This is a genomic window from Hydrogenovibrio sp. JE_KL2, assembly GCF_009296185.1.
Taxonomy (GTDB): Bacteria; Pseudomonadota; Gammaproteobacteria; order Thiomicrospirales; family Thiomicrospiraceae; genus Hydrogenovibrio.
Genome location: NZ_WBJR01000003.1, coordinates 139,063 through 157,770 on the forward strand (window position 1 = coordinate 139,063; position 18,708 = coordinate 157,770).

Below are 18,708 nucleotides of genomic sequence, written 5' to 3' on the forward strand. Positions count from 1 at the left end.
AGGAGTTTTTCATGATTGATAAGTTTACCTCACATTTTCAGTCGATCTTGTCACAAGCGCAATCGCTTGCGGTGAGAGGTGGGCAACAATTTATCGAACCGATGCATATTTTGGCAGCTTTGTTACAAGAGCCAGGTCATTTGCTTCAGTTAGCAGGGATAAATGTTGCACAACTAAAAACAACGGTTGAGCAAAAAGTAGCAGGTTTACCGAAGGTTTCCGGTACTGGCGGCGATGTCCAATTGTCGCAAAACGCGGGACGTGTGCTCAACCTAATGGATCAGCTGGCGCAGAAAAAGGGCGACACTTATATTGCCAGTGAACTGTTCTATCTGGCAGCACTGCAGTCTAACGATGCGGTGAAAGAGGTTTTAAAACAAGCGGGTGCCACAGAACAAAATATCGAAGCGGCTATTCAGCAGGTAAGAGGAGGCGAGAGCGTGCAAGATCAAAATGCAGAAGAAAACAGACAGGCGTTGGATAAATATACCTTGGATTTAACGGCACGTGCGGAAGCCGGCAAGTTAGATCCTGTTATTGGACGTGATGATGAAATCCGTCGTGCCATTCAAGTGCTACAACGCCGTACCAAAAACAACCCGGTGCTAATCGGTGAGCCTGGAGTAGGTAAGACCGCGATTGTCGAAGGCTTGGCACAACGTATTGTTAACGGAGAAGTGCCAGAAGGGCTTAAAAACAAACGTCTGCTGTCTCTGGACTTAGCAGGCTTACTGGCGGGCGCCAAATACCGCGGTGAATTTGAAGAACGTTTGAAAGCCCTGTTGAAAGACTTGGAAAAACAAGAAGGCTCGGTCATTCTGTTTATCGACGAAATTCACACCATGGTCGGTGCCGGAAAAACCGAAGGTTCAATGGATGCCGGTAACATGTTGAAACCTGCGTTGGCGCGTGGTGAACTTCACTGTATCGGAGCGACCACTTTGGACGAGTACCGTGAAAATATCGAGAAAGATGCCGCATTGGAGCGTCGTTTCCAAAAAGTGCTGGTGGATGAGCCGACGGAAGAAGATACCATTGCCATTTTGCGTGGTCTGAAAGAGCGTTATGAAGTGCACCATGGGGTGGCGATTAGTGACCCTGCGATTATCGCAGCGGCGCATTTGTCTCAGCGTTATATCACGGATCGTCAGTTGCCGGATAAGGCAATCGATTTGATTGACGAGGCGGCATCGCGTATTCGTATGGAAATCGACTCCAAGCCGGAAGAGATGGATAGGCTTGATCGTCGTCTGATTCAATTGAAAATCGAACGTGAAGCCTTGAAAAAAGAGAAAGATGAAGCGACCAAAAAACGTTTGGTTGAGCTGAACGAGCGTATTTCCGAAATGGAAAAAGAGTACGCGGATTTAGAAGAAATCTGGAAAAAAGACAAGGCCGCCTTGCAAGGTGCGAAACAGTTCAAAGAAGAATTGGACAGAGCACGTATCGATATGGAAGCGGCACGTCGTGAAGGAAACTTGGCGAAAATGTCCGAGTTGCAATATGGCGTGATTCCTGACTTGGAAGCCAAAATTCAGGCTGCCGAAGCGGCGGAAAATGAAAATGCCGATGGCGAAATGCATCTGTTGCGTAACAAAGTAACAGAAGAAGAAATCGCCGAGGTGGTTGCCCGTTGGACGGGTATTCCGGTTTCCCGTATGTTGGAAGGTGAGCGCGACAAGTTGTTGCGCATGGAAGAAGCGATTGGTGCCAAAGTCATTGGACAGCAAGAAGCGCTTAAAGCGGTGTCGGATGCCATTCGTCGTTCGCGTGCCGGGTTGTCTGATCCGAATCGCCCGAATGGTTCTTTCCTGTTCCTTGGGCCAACAGGGGTTGGTAAAACCGAGTTGACCAAAGCCTTGGCGGATTTCCTATTCGATACGCAGGATGCCATTGTGCGCTTGGATATGTCTGAGTTCATGGAGAAACATTCTGTTGCGCGTTTGATTGGTGCACCTCCAGGGTATGTCGGCTATGAGCAAGGGGGCTATTTGACTGAAGCGGTTCGCCGCAAACCTTACTCCGTGATTTTGTTGGATGAGGTGGAAAAAGCGCATCCTGATGTCTTCAATATCTTGTTGCAGGTGTTGGATGATGGGCGTTTGACCGATGGTCAGGGGCGCACGGTGGACTTCAAGAACACGGTGATTGTCATGACCTCGAACTTGGGTTCACATATCATTCAGGAAAAAGCGGCGACAGCCACTTACGAAGAGATGAAGCAGGATGTCATGGAAGTGGTCGGTGGTCATTTCCGTCCTGAGTTCATCAACCGTATCGATGATATCGTGGTGTTCCATCCGTTGAACCAGGCTCAGATTCGTTCGATTGCCAATATTCAGCTGAACCATTTGCGTCGCCGTTTGGCAGACAACGATTTGCAGCTTGAAGTGGCGGAAAATGTCTTGGATTTGATTGGCGAAGCCGGTTTCGATCCAGTATATGGCGCAAGGCCTTTGAAACGTTCTGTACAGCAAATGGTGGAAAACCCATTGGCACAACGCTTGTTGAAAGGCGAGTTTGCACCAGGCGACACAATCCATATCGGATTAACGGATGGTGTTATAGACTTTCACTAAAAAACGGTTAAAACCCGCCGGTGCGTTGTTGGGAGAACTTGGCAATAGTGAGTCTATGGCCTGCGCTCTCCCGCCTAGCCCTGGCGAGTTTTTCCTCGTTTTTATCTGCCGGTTAATCCGCCAGTGCGTTGTTGGGAGAACTTGGCAATAGTGAGTCTATGACCAGTGCTCTCCCGCCTAGCTCGGGTCAGTTTTTCGTCGTTTTTGTCTAAGTTTTTAGTTGTTTAATGCATTTAACCCGCAAGCCTGACTGGCTTAGCGGGTTTTTTTATGCCCAAAATACGCGTTCTATGACAGGATTAAATATTCCCGCTTTATGTTTGAGCTGTTTTTGATTAGACTTCGCCAAAGTTTTCCTATTCTAAGAAAAACAATATTTAAAAAAGAGGAGCGGGTGAGCTTTGAGTCCTCACCTAAAATGAGTCAAAGGAGTTTGTGTAATGAATAAAAATAGATGGCTGATGGCCTTAGCCGCCGTGGGCGTTCATATCTGTATTGGGTCGGTGTATGCCTGGAGTGTGTACGTTAACCCGATCAAGGACACCATGCATTGGACGCTGACTGATGTCACCATTGCGTTTAGTATCGCGATTTTCTTCTTGGGGTTGTCTGCCGCTTTGATGGGCAAGTTCGTTGAAAAAAATGGACCAAAAGTTTCGGCAATCATCGCCGCGGTGTTGTTCGGCTTGGGAACGGCTGGCTCCGGTTTGGCAATTTTGATGGAATCCAAGTTGTTGCTGTACTTTTTCTACGGCGTCTTGGGGGGATGCGGTTTAGGGATTGGCTACATCTCGCCTGTTTCCACACTGGTGAAATGGTTCCCGGATAAGCGCGGTTTGGCGACCGGTTTGGCGATTATGGGCTTTGGATTTGCCTCCGCGATTTGGGGGCCAACGATTAAAGTGTTGATTTCTGAAGTGGGCATTGCATCGACATTTATTATTTTGGGTGCCGTCTATTTTGTGGTGATGTTTGCCTCGGCAATGTATTTGGAAAAACCGGAAGAAGGGTATTTGCCTGAAGGCTTCAAGAAGAAAGTGGAAGCCGGTCATAAAACACTGAAAACCGACTTGGCGATGCTAGGCGTACATGAAGCGGTGAAAACGCCAAGATTCTATGGTTTGTGGCTGATGTTATTCATCAACGTCACCTGCGGTATCGCCATTATCGGGGTAGCATCGCCTCTGTTGCAGGAAGTACTTGGGGTTTCTGCATTGGTTGCGGCGGCAGCGGTTGGTTTGATGGGGATTTTCAATGGTGCGGGTAGAATTTTCTGGGCATCTTTGTCGGATTATCTGACCAGACCAGTGGTTTACATTATTTTCTTCGCAACGCAAGCAGTGGCATTTTATGTATTGCCTTCAATCACTGAGATTTTGATTTTCCAAGTGATTTTGTATTTCATCATGTCCTGCTACGGCGGAGGGTTTGCTTCTATTCCTGCGTATATCGGTGACATTTTCGGTACCAAAGAATTGGGCGCGATTCATGGTTATATCTTGACTGCATGGGCTGCCGCTGGACTGGTTGGACCGTTGATTATTTCCCGTGTAAAAGATTTAACGGGCTCTTATGCAGAGACGCTTTATGTGTTTTCCGGTTTCTTTGTGGTGGCCTTGGTGATTTCAATTGCCATGTTGGTTAACATCAAAGCACATGAGAAAAAACAGGCGATTGCCGAATAAAACCTGATACGGTTTTATAAAGCAGAAAACCCGCCAGCTGGTAATGGCTGAGCGGGTTTTTTTGTGCTAATATCCCTGTTATTGATTTAAATACTTTTTTACAGGATGGGCTTATTTTGACTGCCATAATTGAAGTGAAGGCCTTGCGAAAAGAATACCCCAAACTCATCGCGGTAGATGGGATTGATTTCGCCATAGAGAAAGGATGTTGTTTCGGATTGCTGGGACCTAACGGTGCAGGCAAATCGACGACTATTGAAATGATTGAGGGCTTGAAAAAGCCGACTTCAGGTGAGATTCTGTTTAACGGCGTTCCCATGAATTCAGATTTCAAGAAGGTCGCCGGTATTCAGTTTCAAAGCACGGCTTTGCAGGATTTTCTCAGTGTGTCGGATAACCTGACGTTGTTCCGCAGTTTTTATGACCGACATGCAGACTTGCAGGATTTGATTGCCGACTGTGATTTGTCGAGCTTTTTAGAGCAGGATGCCTCCAAGCTTTCGGGTGGCCAACGTCAAAGACTGTTATTGGCTTTGGCATTGGTTCATGACCCGGAAGTGATTTTTTTGGATGAACCGACAACAGGGCTTGACCCTAATGCGCGGCGACAATTTTGGGCGTTGATTCAGAAAATCAAGGCAGGCAATAAAACCATTATCCTCACCACGCATTACATGGAGGAAGCTTATTTGCTGTGCGACGAGATTGCAATTATGGCAAAGGGTAAGTTGATTGCTCGCGGCACACCAGACACTTTGTTGGCGCAGCACTTCGGTGACAATATTCTTGAATTACCGACTGCGGCACTTGGCGCATATCAGCCAAAGGAGACACACTTCCATAAAGGTGAAAAGACCGAAATCTACACTAAGGATATGAACCAAGCCCTGCGAGGTTTGATCGATAGTGGTATTGATTTGACCCATTTGAAAATCCGCTCACGTACCTTGGATGACTTGTTCCTTGAGTTGACTAACAAAGACACAGAGGAGAAGGTTCATGTTTAGTCGAATTAGAACGTTGATTCATGCCCGTAATCTGGAGTTCTTCCGAGACAGGGCATCCTTGGGCTGGAGCGTGGCGATGCCATTCTTTTTGGTGTTTGCTTTGGCACTGGCTTTTTATGGCGACAACAAGCCCCTGTTTAAGGTGGCGGTGTATCAACCTTCGGCAGAGATGACGGCAAAGTTGAATCCGATTTTTGGTTTAGAGCATGTGCATTTCTACACCACGGACAACTTGCAGAGAGCGATAGATAAGGTGGCACGTCACCAAACGGATTTGTTGATTAACCTTAATCCATCAACGGCTAGTGCCGAGCAGGGCTATTGGGTGAATATCGATTCGCCGAATGGCTATTTTATGGAAAAGTTGCTGAAGCAAGTGGACCCTAATCTCAAACGTCATGACACTGAAAATCATCCAATCCGTTATATCGACTGGGTGATTCCAGGCGTGATTGGCATGAACATTATGTTCGGTGCCTTGTTTGGTGTAGGGTTTGTCATAGTCCGTTACCGGAAAAGTGGTTATTTAAAACGACTCAATGCAACGCCTTTGAGACCCGTTGAATTTATTTTGGCGCAGCTGGTTTCGAGATTGTTCATCGTGGTCTTTTTGGCGGTGGTGATTTTCATGATTTCCAAGTGGATTTTAGGCTTTGCCATGAACGGTAGTTATTGGCTGTTGCTGTTGGTGACCATTCTTGGCAGTTTGTCGATGATTGCCATGAGTCTGATGGTGACGGCGAGGGTGAGTTCGGAAGAGCTGGCAGGCGGGTTGCTCAATATGGTCAGTTGGCCAATGATGCTATTGTCCGGTGTGTGGTTTTCATTGGAAGGTGCTTATCCACCATTGAAATACCTGGCACAGCTCTTTCCACTCACCCATATGTTAGATGCGGTTCGTGCTATAACTATCGATGGCGCAGGGCTGGCAGATTTAACGCAACCCATACTGGTATTGAGTTTGATGACGTTGGTGTTTATCGTTATCGGTGCCTATGCTTTCAAATGGTCTGACGACTAATAGGTGAGTTACGCTAGTACCCAACCTGGCAGATTTTGTTCAAACAGGTTCAGGGTAGCGCTTTTTGGTTGTGTTTTGCCCATTCTCGCGGCGAAAGGTGAAACCGTTTCTTAAAATATTTCGTGAAGTGACTTGGGTTTGAGTAGCCTGTTGCCAGCGCGGTGTCCGTCACTTTCACGCCGTTACGCAACATTTCTTTGGCGGCGAGGAGCCGAGTTTTTTCCAAGTAGTCATGTATTGTGGTGTGAATGAGCGTTCTGAAGCCTTGTTTGAGTTTTTTTTCGTTCAAGCCGACTTTTTTTGACAGTTCAGCAATTGTCCAAGAGTGATGAAAGGTTTTATCTATAAGTTTGGCAGCTTGGTAGACGCGTTTTTTGTCGGATTGGCTTAATGGCTGGTCGTAACTGAGGTTTTCTTCCAGAAATGCCATTAATAAAGACAGGCTTTCCAAGGATTTTGCTTGCAGGAACAGTTGGCGAGCTATGCCTTGAGGCAGGTCGCAATTGAATATGTCCATGGCGATGTTTTTTAGGACACCATTCATGGGGATGGATGCCAAAAAGGCGTCTTGAGTGCTGGCATTGGCTTTGAGGGCAGGCGAGAGTAAATGGGCGATAAACCGGGTGAAGTCGGTTGATTGGTTGGATGGAAAGCGCAGGTGAAGGCAATGTAACTTGGTGTTTTTGCAAAGATGATCTGTTCCTTCGCAAGTATTTGGCGAGCAATAGAGAAAGATAGTATTGGCTTCAATGGCAATCGGCAGTCCGTTTTTCATGGAGAAGTGTCCTTTTCCATCAAAGAAAAAGGTTATGCAGAAGGCTGGCGGGCCTGATCCGATATTGATGATGTCCTTTTCAATAAAGCGATCACTTTTGGCAATCCAGATGTCTCCGGCTGCCTTTTCCTTTTCGATCAAGTGATTCAGGTCTTCTACACTGGAACCACGTTTGTATTGGATAAGGTCAAAAGGAGAAGGGGGTGATATGTCCATAGTCAGCTTGAGCCACGCGCACGCATTTATTATTTGTTTAGACTATTAATGATATTACTAATAATAATTATTATCAAATAAAATCCTTATATGAATAGTTTTGAACCGATAGTGTTAGTTTTTGTTTTATGGTCGCTTTAGTATCGTTCCGGTGAGCTTTTTAGACGTTTTCTGAGGACGATAAGATGAAAAAGAAATTAACACTTGGCATTTTTGCGGCGATGGCTGTTTCTCCCGCATACGCCAAGGAAGAGGTAACCCAGTTAAAACCTTTAACGGTAACGGCAAATAAACAGTCTCAATCTTTGGATACCGTTAAGGGTACAGTTTTGGTAAAAACCGCAGAGGAATTGCAGCAGGCTGGGGTAGAAACGGTGGAAGATTTGGAAAAAGTGTTTCCCGGCCTGTTGATTCGAACCAGAGGAAATAGAGCCTATGCCGGTTCAACAATTCGTGGTATTTCATCGCCGGATTATTACAACCCTTCGGTTATGCTTTATGTCGACGGCGTACCTCAAGATTCGGCTTTCCTGACGCAGCCTTTAGTCAATGTGGAAAGAGTGGAGTTGCTGAAAGGCCCACAAGGAACGCTTTACGGGCGTAATGCGGAAGCAGGGGTGATTAATATCATCACCAAACAGGCGACTGATAAATCTCAGGCAGATGTAGGCGTGACCTATGCGGGGTTAACGCGTGAGGCCAAATTGTCGGCATCCGGTGCTTTGGTCAAGCATACGCTTTATGGCAATATTTCTTTGAAGCGAAATGATAACGTCGGTCAGATTAAGGATATCGGAACTGGTAAAAAGAATATTGATGATAGTACCGATTTCATGGGGATGGCACGTTTACAGTATGCACCTGAAAACAGTCGATTCAGTGCTGGTTTAAGTGTCTCTCATGAAGATTTGGACTCAAACGAAGAAATTTATCTGCGGGAAGCCAACTTAAAAGATCTGGAGTACAACAGTCTAACGGATGGGAAATATCATCTGGATAGAGAGGTGACCAGTTATGCGCTGAAGATGGATTATGAGCTGGATCATTCCAGCTTGTCGAGCGTAACATCTTATCAAGATCGCAAGCTGGGTCGGGTTATCAGCAGTCAAGATTATCCTGAGAAACAAGCCAGTCTTTCACAGGAATTCAAGTTGATAACGGATTATAGTGCACGTTTGAACAGTCTTGTGGGGGCATTTTTTCAAACCACTGATTTCACGCGCAATCAGCCAGGGTATCCCGGTTATTACGGTGATTCCGAAAACAAGTTGAAAACGAATTCATATGGACTGTTTGGTGAGTTGAATTATCAATTTTCATCTAAATGGGATTCGACTTTCGGACTGCGTTGGTCTCAAGACGAATCGAAAATCAATTATGCCCGTGAAACGCCAAATGCGTTTGGGTTCGATAACCAGAAAACGTTTAACGAGATTTCACCTAAATTCAGTGTCGGTTGGAACTATGCCGGCGATAACCGTATTTATTATACAGCGGCAGAAGGTTATAAACCGGGTGGGTTTAACCATGCCGTCACCTCGTCAAGCGATGCGACGCCTTTTGATTCGCAAACTTCGTTCAATAACGAATTGGGGTGGCGCAGTTATTGGTTGAATCGAACCCTATCTTTGAATGCAGCACTGTATCTGATCAACACATCTAATACCCAAATTTATGTAGGCCCGGTAGGTCAGCAAGTTATTCGTAATGCGGGAGATGCACAAAGTTACGGTTTGGATATGGATGCAAAATGGTCCGTTACCCGGAAGTTATTGCTGTCTATGGGGTTGACGCAAGGCAGATCCGAATTCAAAAACGTGAAAGATCCGCAGACAAATGCGGATTATGACGGCAAGCTGTTGCCCTATGCACCGCAAACTACTGCCAGCTTGTCAGGGCGTTACGAATTAACGCCGTCATGGGTGACAGGAAAACTGTTTGTGAATGCCGGGGTACGTTATTATTCCGACATCTACTTTAATGAAGCGAATACCTTAAAACAGCCAAGCTACTCGACAGTAGATGCTTCCATGATGCTTCAAATGAAAAACGGTCTGAAATTGCGGGCATTTGTCGATAACGCCACGGATGAAATTTATCGTACTTCCAGTTTCGTTTTCGGCGCAAACGATGTGCGGAGCACGGTTGGTCAAGGGCGCAATGTCGGACTGACCGCAGAAATGGCGTTTTAAATATGTCGGGTAAAAGTATGACAACCTTTGCCCCCGGCAAAACGGTTGGTTTCTGGCGGCGTTTGCATTGTTGGTTGGCTTATACTCTTGGAGCGGTTTTTGTAATACAGGGGTTGTCTGGAAGTATGATGGTGTTGGGCGAACCAATAGATGCATGGATTAACCCGGAGTTGACGCCAGGTAAACATAGCGTGCCCTTGGTTGAGATGGCCGATGCACTGGATCGGCAGTACCCAAATGCCGTGGGACTTGGCGTTAAGCGTCAGGACAAAACAGGGCAACTGGTATTGGGTTTTTGGCCGGAACCAGACCCTCTGATTCCGTCAGAACGCAATTATCGACTGGCTCGAATGAACATTTCTACGGGAAAAGTAGTTTCGGTCAATACCTACGGTTCTTTTCCGCACTCCCGTTACGATGTACTGGCTTACCTGTATGCCATCCATACCAATCTTACTCTGGGGGCGGTGGGGCGATTTCTTTTGATCTTTACGACCTTGGGATTATTGCTGCTATTGGTAGCCGGTATTATTAATTGGCGCAATCGTCGAAAGTGGTTGAAATATAAAAAGCAAGCAGACATTGTCGATACGCCTTGGGCAAAATGGCATCGAAAGCTTGGATTATCCAGTGTCGCTGTGCTCATAGTGCTGTTATCCAGTGGGTTGGCATTGCAATATGAAACTTTGTTGGACCCTTCTTTTTCCTATCAATCCAAAGACCGTGTTGGGCAAGAACACCGTTTGCCTTTGCGTAAAGCCTGGCAGGCTGCAACACGGAAATACCCCGATGCAAAAGCCATGTTGATTATGTCACCTTTTTGGGAAGGGGGGACATTTCGGATCGACCTGATTCCGAAATCGGGTAAAGAGGCTGGCAAAACCGTAGAGCTTTTTCTGGATGCCTATTCCGCCAGAATTTTGCATGAAAGAACCAGTGACGACAGAAAGGGGTTGGCTTACTGGGTTGGCCTGTTGGAGCCTTTGCATGGAGGAAGTATTTTGGGTGTTCCCGGCGAAATTTTGGCTTTTCTAGCCGGTCTGGTGCCCTTGATGATGCTACTTTTGGGGAGGGCAGGTGCCCGAAAGTTGCGTCATAAGCTTTAGCGAGGCTTTTGGGGGTTCAAATATTTTGTTTCATAGAGAAATTATTGGAGACCCAACCTGGTAGATTTTTGGCTGTAATCGGTGTGATGTGGAGAAGGAAAAAAGAAAAGATTTCACAAGGGTGTGAAATCTTTTCAGCTCAGGAGGATTATCGGGTTGAAAGATTGCTGGTCTATCAACAAGATGGGTTCATCATATAGGGATGTTAATTAGATTTCAATATAAATAATAATAACTATTATTTATATTATTGATATAATAGATTTGCAGAACAGAAACAAGGAGGCGCATATGAACCCTAAAGTTAGACTGAATTCTTTGGGAACAAAGAAGCCTGAAGTTGCTATTGGAATCTCAACAGACAAATTATTTGAGTTAATGCGTTTGGGCGTTTTATGCGGTGCCGACATAAAAGCGCTGGATAGTGAAACCAAACAACTGGTACAGCAGGCGTGTCTACACACTTGTGCTGAAAAAGTTTGCAGAGAGTGCGATTTCAGTGATGTTTGCGGTTTGGAATTCGTTTCCCAGGATTGTCAGCAATGCGTGAAGCCTCGTTCTTCGGATCAGCAGATCGTTCATTGGCAAAAGCATTAATGTTTAACACTAAATATTAATTTATATCAGGTATTTTTATATTAAAGCTTAAATGGGTCGTTTTCGTCGCAAAGTAATGACGAGAGCATTGCCGGCCAAAGCGGAAACGGCCCATAACCAACCATGTAGGCTTCCCGATCCAATACCACTGAAAAAAGCACCGATATTGCAGCCAAATGCAATGACCGCACCATAACCCATCAACAACCCACCTATTATTGCCATAAAATGTTCGTTCACTGGCGTTGCCGCAGCAACGGAACTCTGGTTTTGGAATTTATCGAATAAAGTGACCCAAGCCGCACCGAAAATAACGCCCCAGGTTGTCAGACTGACGGTATCATGCCACACCGGAGTTTCCAGACGCTGGGAATAGGTGATGCTGTAATCCCAGAATGAGAAGTCAAAAGGCAGCCCCATTTGAGTGCCGATTTTTACGCCCCAGATTGGGAGTACACTGGCAATAGACCACGGCTGGCCGCTGGTAATGAGAAGCAGGGTGTTGAACACTGCAAGCGTTAAGCCAGCCAGCAACCAAGGGTGCCAATCACGCAAGGTTCCGCGTTTTGGAAAAAGTGGTTCGACGGATTGGTGGCGGTTTCTTTCACGTTGAAACATCAGAAAATAAAGTGTTCCCAAAATACCGAGTTGAACCAACAGGGCATTGAATATACCAAGGCTATGGATGATTGATACAGCAGGTAAAGCGGGAAGTTCTCGCCAGAAACTAATGTTGTAGGCTGCGAGCGTACCGCCAACAATTAAAAAGACCAATGCGGTTATGGACAGCGGTTGTAATTGCCCCAGCTTGTTGAAGGTGCCTGAAGTACAACCGTTTGAAAGCTGCATACCGATGCCGAAAATAAATGCACCAAAGACAACGGATAAACTTAAGGGTTCAACCAGACCTCTTAAAGGCTGTGTGCCGAAGTGGCCGGTATAGAGCAGTGGAAAAAACAATAGTGTGGTGACCGCCAGCATAACGATGATGGCGCGAATACCAAGTGTTTTACCCTGAACCAGTAATTGTTGCGAACAAGTACGGAAGCCAAATTGGAAATAATTTAATCCGGCACCGAGAAGTGAACCAATCAAGAAATACGTGAGATAATTGTTTTTGAATAGGGTCGCGGCGATTAAGAAAACCACCAAAAAAATCATACTTAACGGGCGCAGTTTGAAAACGGTCATTTTTGTGTTTGTACTAGCTGTAAAAAGGGCAAGTATAGCTTGTTGGGTTACATAAGCTAAATTATGATTTTCAATGGAGTTATTGTTTAAAGTTATTTAAAAAAACGCTGATATAAGCATGTTTTAATGCCTTAGCGAGTTAGCCTAACAAAAATAAGATTAAATAATGGATAGAAAGATGAAAGCAAGCATTGTGGCAAAGGTTCCCTTCCATTTTCGAGGTGAGTTGCACGAACCTTCAGCAGTAATAGATTTGGAAGATTGGGCGCGTAGAAATCTGGATAAATTTGCGGACTTATATGGCTTGGTGGCAGAAGCAAGCGGTATGAATCCTTACGGTTATGAACTGGAAGTAATGGAAGTTTCTGAAATGGTGTTCGAGTCGCCTACCGGACGAGCAGTCGATTTCTATGATAGCGAAAATCAGCAGTTTGATTTTGATGGGTTTCGACAAGATTGGCGATTGGAGTTATCGTTCCAAGGATTAAACAGAATTTCCGAACAGTATTTGTCCGAGCCTCTGGTTAAAGGCTCGGAAATGCATCAAGCGCTTCAGGCGGCTTATCAACTAGGCCAAAATGCTTAGGTATCTATAAAATCTGCCAGGTTGGGGGATTGGCTTTAGCAAAGTTCTCTAAGGACGGCTTTTTCTGCTGTTTCAATATTGTCGATGGTGACGTTCATGTTATGTAAACGACCATCTTTGATGTCATAGATAAAGCCGTGAATAGCCAGCTCCTGACCTTTTTCCCAAGCGTGACGAACAGCCGGGATGTGGGCGATATTTCGAACTTGTTCAACCACATTGATTTCACATAAGCGGTTTACCTTGGCCTTTTGACCCTTTTCTTCCCCAATGGTTTCCAGCTCTTTTCTGTTGTGGTGGTAGTACTTACGAATGGGGCGAATCCAGTGGTCGATTAAATCGGGGTTGGATTGTTGTAAGGCTGCCATAACGCCACCGCAACCATAGTGACCATTGACGATAATGTGTTTGACTTTGAGTACTTCGACAGCATATTGGATAACGGTTAATACGTTCATATCGCTGGAGTTGACAAGGTTGGCAATGTTTCGGTGGACGAAAATGGTACCAGGATCCATTTTCACAAGTTCGTTTGCGGGGACTCGGCTATCTGAGCATCCTATCCAGAGGTATTCAGGAGATTGTTGAGCAACAAGGCTTGAAAAAAAGCCGGGACGCTCGGCATTCATTTCTTTTATCCATTCCTCGTTGTTTTCAAAAAGTTGATCTATCGCCGAGTTACAATCACATTTTTCGCACATTCTCTTCCCCATAATATGTCTTAAAAAGGCATAAAAAATGCCCAAGAGATGGGCATTGAGATTCGTCTATGACAGTAATTATAGCGGATAGATGAAATTAATGGGTTAATTTCATAAACACTTGCGGTAGCTGCTCCGGCAATTTTTCCACTTGATCAATGACGGTATACTGGTTGCCGAAGATGGTTTCGACATACTCATCGGCGTTCGGGTCAAGCGTAATACAGTAGGAGTAGATACCTTCTGATTTGAGCTCTTCCACCGCCTTATGGGTGTCGTAGATAAGTGTTTGCGGATCTTTGCTGTCAATATCTGCCGGTTCACCGTCAGTTAATATCAGCATCAACTTTTTCTCAGCCTGTTGCGCACTTAGGTAATGCGCGGCATGACGCATGGCGGCGCCCATACGGGTTGAGTAGGATGCTTCCATCGCAGCAATACGTGCTTTCACTTCACTAGTGTAACCTTCCGAATAGCCTTTGATGTGCTGGTAACGCACTTCATGACGTGTATCCGAGCAGAACCCGGCAATCGCAAATTTATCGCCTAGTTGTTCAACTGTCCACGAGGTGATAGCCAAGGCTTCCTCGGAAAGCTCCAGTAAGGTTTGTCCGGTTTCCTGGTTGCGTTCGTTCAGTGATTGTGACGTATCAACCAACAACATCACTGCAATATTGCGGCTGTCTGTGGTGTGGCTGTAATTGATACGCGGATCAGGTGCTTGACCGCTCTTGAAATCAATGACAGAACGCAACGCAATATCTAGATCCAGCTCTTCACCTTCTTCTTGGAAACGAATACGTTTTTTGTTTTGTGGTTTTAGCATTTCAATCATCTTTTTCAAACGATTGGCCAAGTCACTGTGTTTTTCCATTAAGCGGTCAACTTTGCCCGCGTCTCCTGATGGGTGAAGACGCTCGTAGACGGTTGTCCAGTCAGGGCGATAGCCTTCGGAAATATAGTCCCATTCATCGTAATGACGTGGCGGCAAGCCCCCTTCATTTTCGACAACTTTTTCTTCGTTCTCATATTCGTTAGGGAGAATTTCGTCTGGCTCGTCGTACTCCTCGTAGAAAAACCAGATACAACGGTTGTCGTCACGATAAGAGATTTCAGTATCGTCAAAGAACATGCTCGGCATACTGTCCGATGATTGCTTGCGGGATTTAACATAGAAATCAATGCCAAGTTCCGCCATATCGGCAGTGGTCGAGTTCTCACCCTTTTCAGCCATGAGCGTGTGAAAACGTTGACGGAAGTCTTCCAATAATGGGTTTTCTGGATCAAAGCTCTCATCCAAAAGGGCGCGAGACATACGAGTAGCACGGTAGCGCAAACAGGATTGTTTTGTGTCGTCGCAGGCGCCTTTTTCCGGGTAAGGGTGAAGCGCCAAGAACAATTTTTTTAGACCAGGGTATTTTTGTATCGCCAGATACTCAACGCGACTGTCTTCGAATATGGAAATAAACAACTGCATATGTGGCGCATAGTTGTCCGCCATGAGTTGTGTTGACCATTTATGGTGCGCCATCATGTGCGCTAGGGTGGCTCGATAGCGGTCAATACCGGAAATGCCATTCTCTTTGTCGTACACGTCTGGAATAGCAATCAAGGTGTCGTCAAGGTAAGGCACTGGTTTACGTAACTGATCGAATGCGGTAGAAAATGTTTGGAACGGCAAGTCGCACTCCCACAAACACTCTTTTAGCATATCCATGTGGCGTTCAACATCCTTAAAGGTTGTGCCTTTACGCTCACGGGTAATAATACTTTTGGCGTCATGCGATTCTAACTTGAAATACGCAATTTGTTCTTCTGGAGCATTCAGATAATTGCGCGCACCGTAATCGATAAAGTTGCGAATGCCATCCAGACACAATTTAGAAATCAGTTGTGGCATGGATTCAAGCAATGCCACCATTCCAGGACTTTCATATAAAGAATGATGACCATGGATCACGGTTTGGGTTTTATCGACATATTCATCGATGATATCCAGATAGTGCTGAAGATCCTCAACCGTATCAATGCGGCGGCAAACAGTGCTCAGAGAATTCAAAAAGGGAATCAGGGCTTTTTTGTTAGGGCTACGTGCCAACAGGTATCCGTAGTCCGCAATCATTTTGTTGGTGCCTTGTCCGAAATGGGAGGCGATATCCGGCATGACTTCCATAAACACCAAAACAGGCTCGACACCCTGACCGATTTTGCAAAGGAAGTTTGCGCTGTCTAAATAAGCCTCGACACCTTGTGGCGATAGCTTAGACGCTGCATTTTCGATTAGGTCGGGAAATAGCTCGATTGCCTTCGGAAATTTACAGGTAAACTTTTCTTGATATTCAGCAAATAATTCTTCATTCATACTTAAACGCTCACGTTTAATTGGAAAGTATTCTATTTAAAATAGAAATCATTGAATTTAGGTGGGCTGACTTTGAGTGCTGCGTCAAACTTGTCGAAGGCGTATACAAAGCGTATAGACCCGAAACCAGTTGTGTGCAGCGCAAAAAGCAGCCAGCTAAAACAATGAATTAGCCGAAAATCATCTCGATGGTGTTGTCTAGTGTTTGGCGAATATCTGCATCATCAGTGATTGGACGAACCAAAGCCATTTTACAAGCTTCAACAGGTGTAATACCTTGGTTGATCAGCATGGCTGCATAGACCATCAAACGAGTTGAAATTCCTTCATCCAAACCGTGACCTTTAAGGTTACGAGCCGCTTCACCGATTTGTACCAATTTTTTAGCGACATCCGCATCGACTTGACCTTCTTTTTGCAAGATATGGGCTTCAACATCGGGAGCAGCATAGTCAAAGTCCAAAGCGCAGAAACGTTGTTTCGTCGACTGCTTGAGGTCTTTCATTAAAGATTGGTAGCCAGGGTTGTAGGAAATAACCAATTGGAAGTCAGGGTGCGCTTTGATCAACTCTCCTTTTTTATCCAAAGAAAGTTCGCGGCGGTGGTCAGTCAATGCATGGATAACAACCATCGTATCTTGGCGCGCTTCAACGATTTCATCCAAGTAGCAGATTGCGCCATAGCGGGCAGCAAGGGTTAGAGGACCATCAACCCAACGCGTGCCGTTGGCATCCAATAAGTAACGGCCTACCAAGTCAGAAGCGGTAATGTCTTCGTTACAAGATACGGTGATGATTGGTTTGCCAAGTTTCCATGCCATATGTTCGACAAAACGAGATTTACCACAACCAGTCGGGCCTTTAACCATGACAGGTAGTCTTTGCGCATAAGCGGCTTCATATAACTCAACTTCATTAGATTGAGCATCGTAAAAAGGTTCGTTATCAATTTTGTATTGTGAAATGTCCATATTTGTTCCCCGTAACATTTATGGTTGATAAATTTGAACGGCAAGCTATGTTTTCAAGCCGCACTTGGTCGTGGTTTATAAAGTTATTTAGGCTTGTGATCTTAAAAAGATGGCAGGCCCAAATAACCTTTAAAATTAGTAGGTTTTTGTCTAGAAGGTTAAAAAAACCCCTGCCGAAGCAGAGGTTTTTTTGAGTGTTAAATAATTCTTCCCTGCGGAATGGATTATTTATGTACCCCCAATTTTTCTCTCCAGCCTGGGAAGATTTTGTCTGCATCACCAGGGAAAGATTCAAATGCGCGAGCGAATTCTGGGTGCTCTTTCGCGTATTCGATTGGGTCCGCACCAGTTTTCCAACAGTCATAAGCTTGACCTAGTGAGATACCACCAGCTGCTGGAGAATCGATGTGACCGAATGAACCACCACCACAAGTGTTGATAACGTTACCGTGACCTAGGTTTTCGAAGAAACCAGGAAGACGTAGCGCGTTCATACCACCAGAGATGATTGGTGTAGTAGGCTTCATGCCGTACCACTTCTGATAGAAGTAAGGTCCTTGACACTCGTCACGCTCAAGCATGTAAGCTAGTACGCGCTCGTCATTGTGACCTTCCATTTTACCGTAACCCATAGTACCTGTGTGGATACCAGAAGCACCCATCAAACGAGCAAGCTTCATGTAACATAGTGGATCCATACCCATAGGTGACTTATAAGAAGTTACCGCACCATGACCTGCACGGTGGAAGTGTAGGTAAGTATCAGGGAAAGCACGACGTGAAGTTGTTACACCAGCTGGACCAGTTACGAAACCGTCAACTAGGAATGCAACGTGCTTTTCGTTACCGTACTTAGCGAATTCACTAAGAACATACTCACCACGCTTGATCATTTCTTCGTGGAAGTCAGCAGTTACGTTAGCAGAGAAAAGTTTTGCTTGACCAGTAGCTTGTTGAGCACGGTCCATAGCTTCTGCAACTTTAGGAATAACAACTTCCATTGGACAGAAGTTTTGGTTAGCTTGTGGTTCATCGTTCTTGATGAAGTCACCACCTAGCCAGAAGTCATAACATGCTTTCGCGAATGGCTCAGGACGTAGACCTAGTTTTGGCTTGATGATTGTACCAGCGATGTAACCACCATCAACTTCTGGACGACCTAGAACTTTCCATAGGTCAGAAATGTCAGTTGCTGGACCGTCGAAACGTTTAACCATTTTCTCAGGAACCAAGAAGTCCAACATACGTAGACCTTCGTGGTCACCCATCCCTTGGTTGTTACCAAGAATCAAAGACCACATGTGAGAAACATTGTAGTGACCGTCGATTAGGTTAGGGTCAAATAGGTCAACAGGGTAAGCGATCTTCATCAGACCACCTTTGTCACCAAATGCCGCTTCGTCGATTTCATAAACCAATGCATCAACACCACGAGTGAAGTCATCAGTTGTAGAAACTTCTACGTTAGTACCAGTTGAAGATTCAGCAGCAACGTGAGCAGCTACTTCAAGGAAGCCATAACCAGCAGCAGGTTTTAGACGGTATGCAACTAGCAGGTGGTTACCATCAGCAACCAATTTCTCTTCAGTTAGAGTTAAGTCAGCGTAACGATTAGACTGATCCATTTTTCTTACCTCTTATGTTTAGGCGGTGATCACAAAGGTCAACAGGCCCGTTTTTTTTATTGGCTCAGATGGTACTTAATTGATTTCTATAAAAA

General features: G+C 45.3%; 14 protein-coding genes. 8 read left to right on the forward strand and 6 right to left on the reverse strand.

The features are described from left to right. Positions 1–11 precede the first annotated feature (11 nt). The 4 genes from clpB (at position 12) to F8R13_RS06720 (ending at position 6,292) form a co-directional block, all read left to right on the forward strand. Positions 12–2,579, forward strand: a complete 2,568-nt coding sequence (clpB, locus tag F8R13_RS06705) for an ATP-dependent chaperone ClpB (RefSeq protein WP_152832880.1) — start codon at positions 12–14, stop codon at positions 2,577–2,579. Between the two features lie 440 nt (positions 2,580–3,019). Next, positions 3,020–4,264 (forward strand): OFA family MFS transporter, encoded by a 1,245-nt coding sequence (locus F8R13_RS06710; protein WP_152832882.1) that lies wholly within the window; start codon positions 3,020–3,022, stop codon positions 4,262–4,264. A 116-nt stretch (positions 4,265–4,380) separates the two neighbouring features. Then, on the forward strand, positions 4,381–5,271 hold the full coding sequence (locus tag F8R13_RS06715; RefSeq protein ID WP_152832884.1) for an ABC transporter ATP-binding protein: 891 nt from the start codon (positions 4,381–4,383) through the stop codon (positions 5,269–5,271). Then, positions 5,264–6,292, forward strand: coding sequence for an ABC transporter permease (locus F8R13_RS06720; protein ID WP_152832886.1), 1,029 nt, complete (start codon positions 5,264–5,266; stop codon positions 6,290–6,292). Before F8R13_RS06715 ends, F8R13_RS06720 begins: the two co-directional genes overlap by 8 nt. 49 nt (positions 6,293–6,341) lie before the next feature. On the opposite strand, the gene F8R13_RS06725 is transcribed toward F8R13_RS06720, so the two are convergent. Continuing rightward, a complete protein-coding gene (locus F8R13_RS06725) occupies positions 6,342–7,283 on the reverse strand; it encodes an AraC family transcriptional regulator (protein WP_152832888.1) in 942 nt (313 codons plus the stop codon). A gap of 185 nt (positions 7,284–7,468) precedes the next feature. On the opposite strand from F8R13_RS06725, the gene F8R13_RS06730 reads away from it, so the two are divergent. The 3 genes from F8R13_RS06730 to F8R13_RS06740 all read left to right on the forward strand — a co-directional run bounded on the left by F8R13_RS06730 (position 7,469) and on the right by F8R13_RS06740 (position 11,178). Beyond that, positions 7,469–9,475: a TonB-dependent receptor gene (locus F8R13_RS06730; RefSeq protein WP_152832890.1), complete on the forward strand. Its 2,007-nt coding sequence runs from the start codon at positions 7,469–7,471 to the stop codon at positions 9,473–9,475. Positions 9,476–9,492: 17 nt separating this feature from the next. After that, positions 9,493–10,581: a PepSY domain-containing protein gene (locus F8R13_RS06735; RefSeq protein WP_172967723.1), complete on the forward strand. Its 1,089-nt coding sequence runs from the start codon at positions 9,493–9,495 to the stop codon at positions 10,579–10,581. Between the two features lie 291 nt (positions 10,582–10,872). Then, positions 10,873–11,178 (forward strand): hypothetical protein, encoded by a 306-nt coding sequence (locus tag F8R13_RS06740; protein WP_152832894.1) that lies wholly within the window; start codon positions 10,873–10,875, stop codon positions 11,176–11,178. A gap of 48 nt (positions 11,179–11,226) precedes the next feature. On the opposite strand, the gene F8R13_RS06745 is transcribed toward F8R13_RS06740, so the two are convergent. Next, a complete protein-coding gene (locus F8R13_RS06745) occupies positions 11,227–12,339 on the reverse strand; it encodes a YeeE/YedE family protein (protein ID WP_152832896.1) in 1,113 nt (370 codons plus the stop codon). A gap of 208 nt (positions 12,340–12,547) precedes the next feature. Here F8R13_RS06745 and F8R13_RS06750 point away from each other — a divergent pair, with 208 nt between their 5' ends. Further along, positions 12,548–12,955, forward strand: a complete 408-nt coding sequence (locus F8R13_RS06750; RefSeq protein WP_152832899.1) for a hypothetical protein — start codon at positions 12,548–12,550, stop codon at positions 12,953–12,955. Between the two features lie 35 nt (positions 12,956–12,990). On the opposite strand, the gene F8R13_RS06755 is transcribed toward F8R13_RS06750, so the two are convergent. From F8R13_RS06755 to F8R13_RS06770, 4 genes are all read right to left on the reverse strand, one after another. Beyond that, positions 12,991–13,656: a carbonic anhydrase gene (locus tag F8R13_RS06755; RefSeq protein ID WP_152832902.1), complete on the reverse strand. Its 666-nt coding sequence runs from the start codon at positions 13,654–13,656 to the stop codon at positions 12,991–12,993. Between the two features lie 97 nt (positions 13,657–13,753). After that, complete coding sequence (locus F8R13_RS06760; protein ID WP_152832904.1) at positions 13,754–16,018, reverse strand: nitric oxide reductase activation protein NorD; 2,265 nt, start codon at positions 16,016–16,018, stop codon at positions 13,754–13,756. A 169-nt stretch (positions 16,019–16,187) separates the two neighbouring features. After that, a complete protein-coding gene (locus tag F8R13_RS06765; RefSeq protein ID WP_029912622.1) occupies positions 16,188–16,988 on the reverse strand; it encodes a CbbQ/NirQ/NorQ/GpvN family protein in 801 nt (266 codons plus the stop codon). 224 nt (positions 16,989–17,212) lie between these two features. Continuing rightward, positions 17,213–18,613, reverse strand: coding sequence for a ribulose-bisphosphate carboxylase (locus F8R13_RS06770; protein ID WP_152832907.1), 1,401 nt, complete (start codon positions 18,611–18,613; stop codon positions 17,213–17,215). Positions 18,614–18,708 lie beyond the last annotated feature (95 nt).

What these genes read in the sequence shown, in the direction of transcription:
- clpB (WP_152832880.1), top strand. Translation starts at nt 12, where the DNA reads ATGATTGATAAGTTTACCTCACATTTTCAGTCGATCTTGTCACAAGCG.
- F8R13_RS06710 (WP_152832882.1), top strand. Translation starts at nt 3,020, where the DNA reads ATGAATAAAAATAGATGGCTGATGGCCTTAGCCGCCGTGGGCGTTCAT.
- F8R13_RS06720 (WP_152832886.1), top strand. Translation starts at nt 5,264, where the DNA reads ATGTTTAGTCGAATTAGAACGTTGATTCATGCCCGTAATCTGGAGTTC.
- F8R13_RS06725 (WP_152832888.1), bottom strand. Translation starts at nt 7,283, where the DNA reads ATGGACATATCACCCCCTTCTCCTTTTGACCTTATCCAATACAAACGT.
- F8R13_RS06730 (WP_152832890.1), top strand. Translation starts at nt 7,469, where the DNA reads ATGAAAAAGAAATTAACACTTGGCATTTTTGCGGCGATGGCTGTTTCT.
- F8R13_RS06735 (WP_172967723.1), top strand. Translation starts at nt 9,493, where the DNA reads ATGACAACCTTTGCCCCCGGCAAAACGGTTGGTTTCTGGCGGCGTTTG.
- F8R13_RS06740 (WP_152832894.1), top strand. Translation starts at nt 10,873, where the DNA reads ATGAACCCTAAAGTTAGACTGAATTCTTTGGGAACAAAGAAGCCTGAA.
- F8R13_RS06745 (WP_152832896.1), bottom strand. Translation starts at nt 12,339, where the DNA reads ATGATTTTTTTGGTGGTTTTCTTAATCGCCGCGACCCTATTCAAAAAC.
- F8R13_RS06750 (WP_152832899.1), top strand. Translation starts at nt 12,548, where the DNA reads ATGAAAGCAAGCATTGTGGCAAAGGTTCCCTTCCATTTTCGAGGTGAG.
- F8R13_RS06755 (WP_152832902.1), bottom strand. Translation starts at nt 13,656, where the DNA reads ATGTGCGAAAAATGTGATTGTAACTCGGCGATAGATCAACTTTTTGAA.
- F8R13_RS06760 (WP_152832904.1), bottom strand. Translation starts at nt 16,018, where the DNA reads ATGAATGAAGAATTATTTGCTGAATATCAAGAAAAGTTTACCTGTAAA.
- F8R13_RS06765 (WP_029912622.1), bottom strand. Translation starts at nt 16,988, where the DNA reads ATGGACATTTCACAATACAAAATTGATAACGAACCTTTTTACGATGCT.
- F8R13_RS06770 (WP_152832907.1), bottom strand. Translation starts at nt 18,613, where the DNA reads ATGGATCAGTCTAATCGTTACGCTGACTTAACTCTAACTGAAGAGAAA.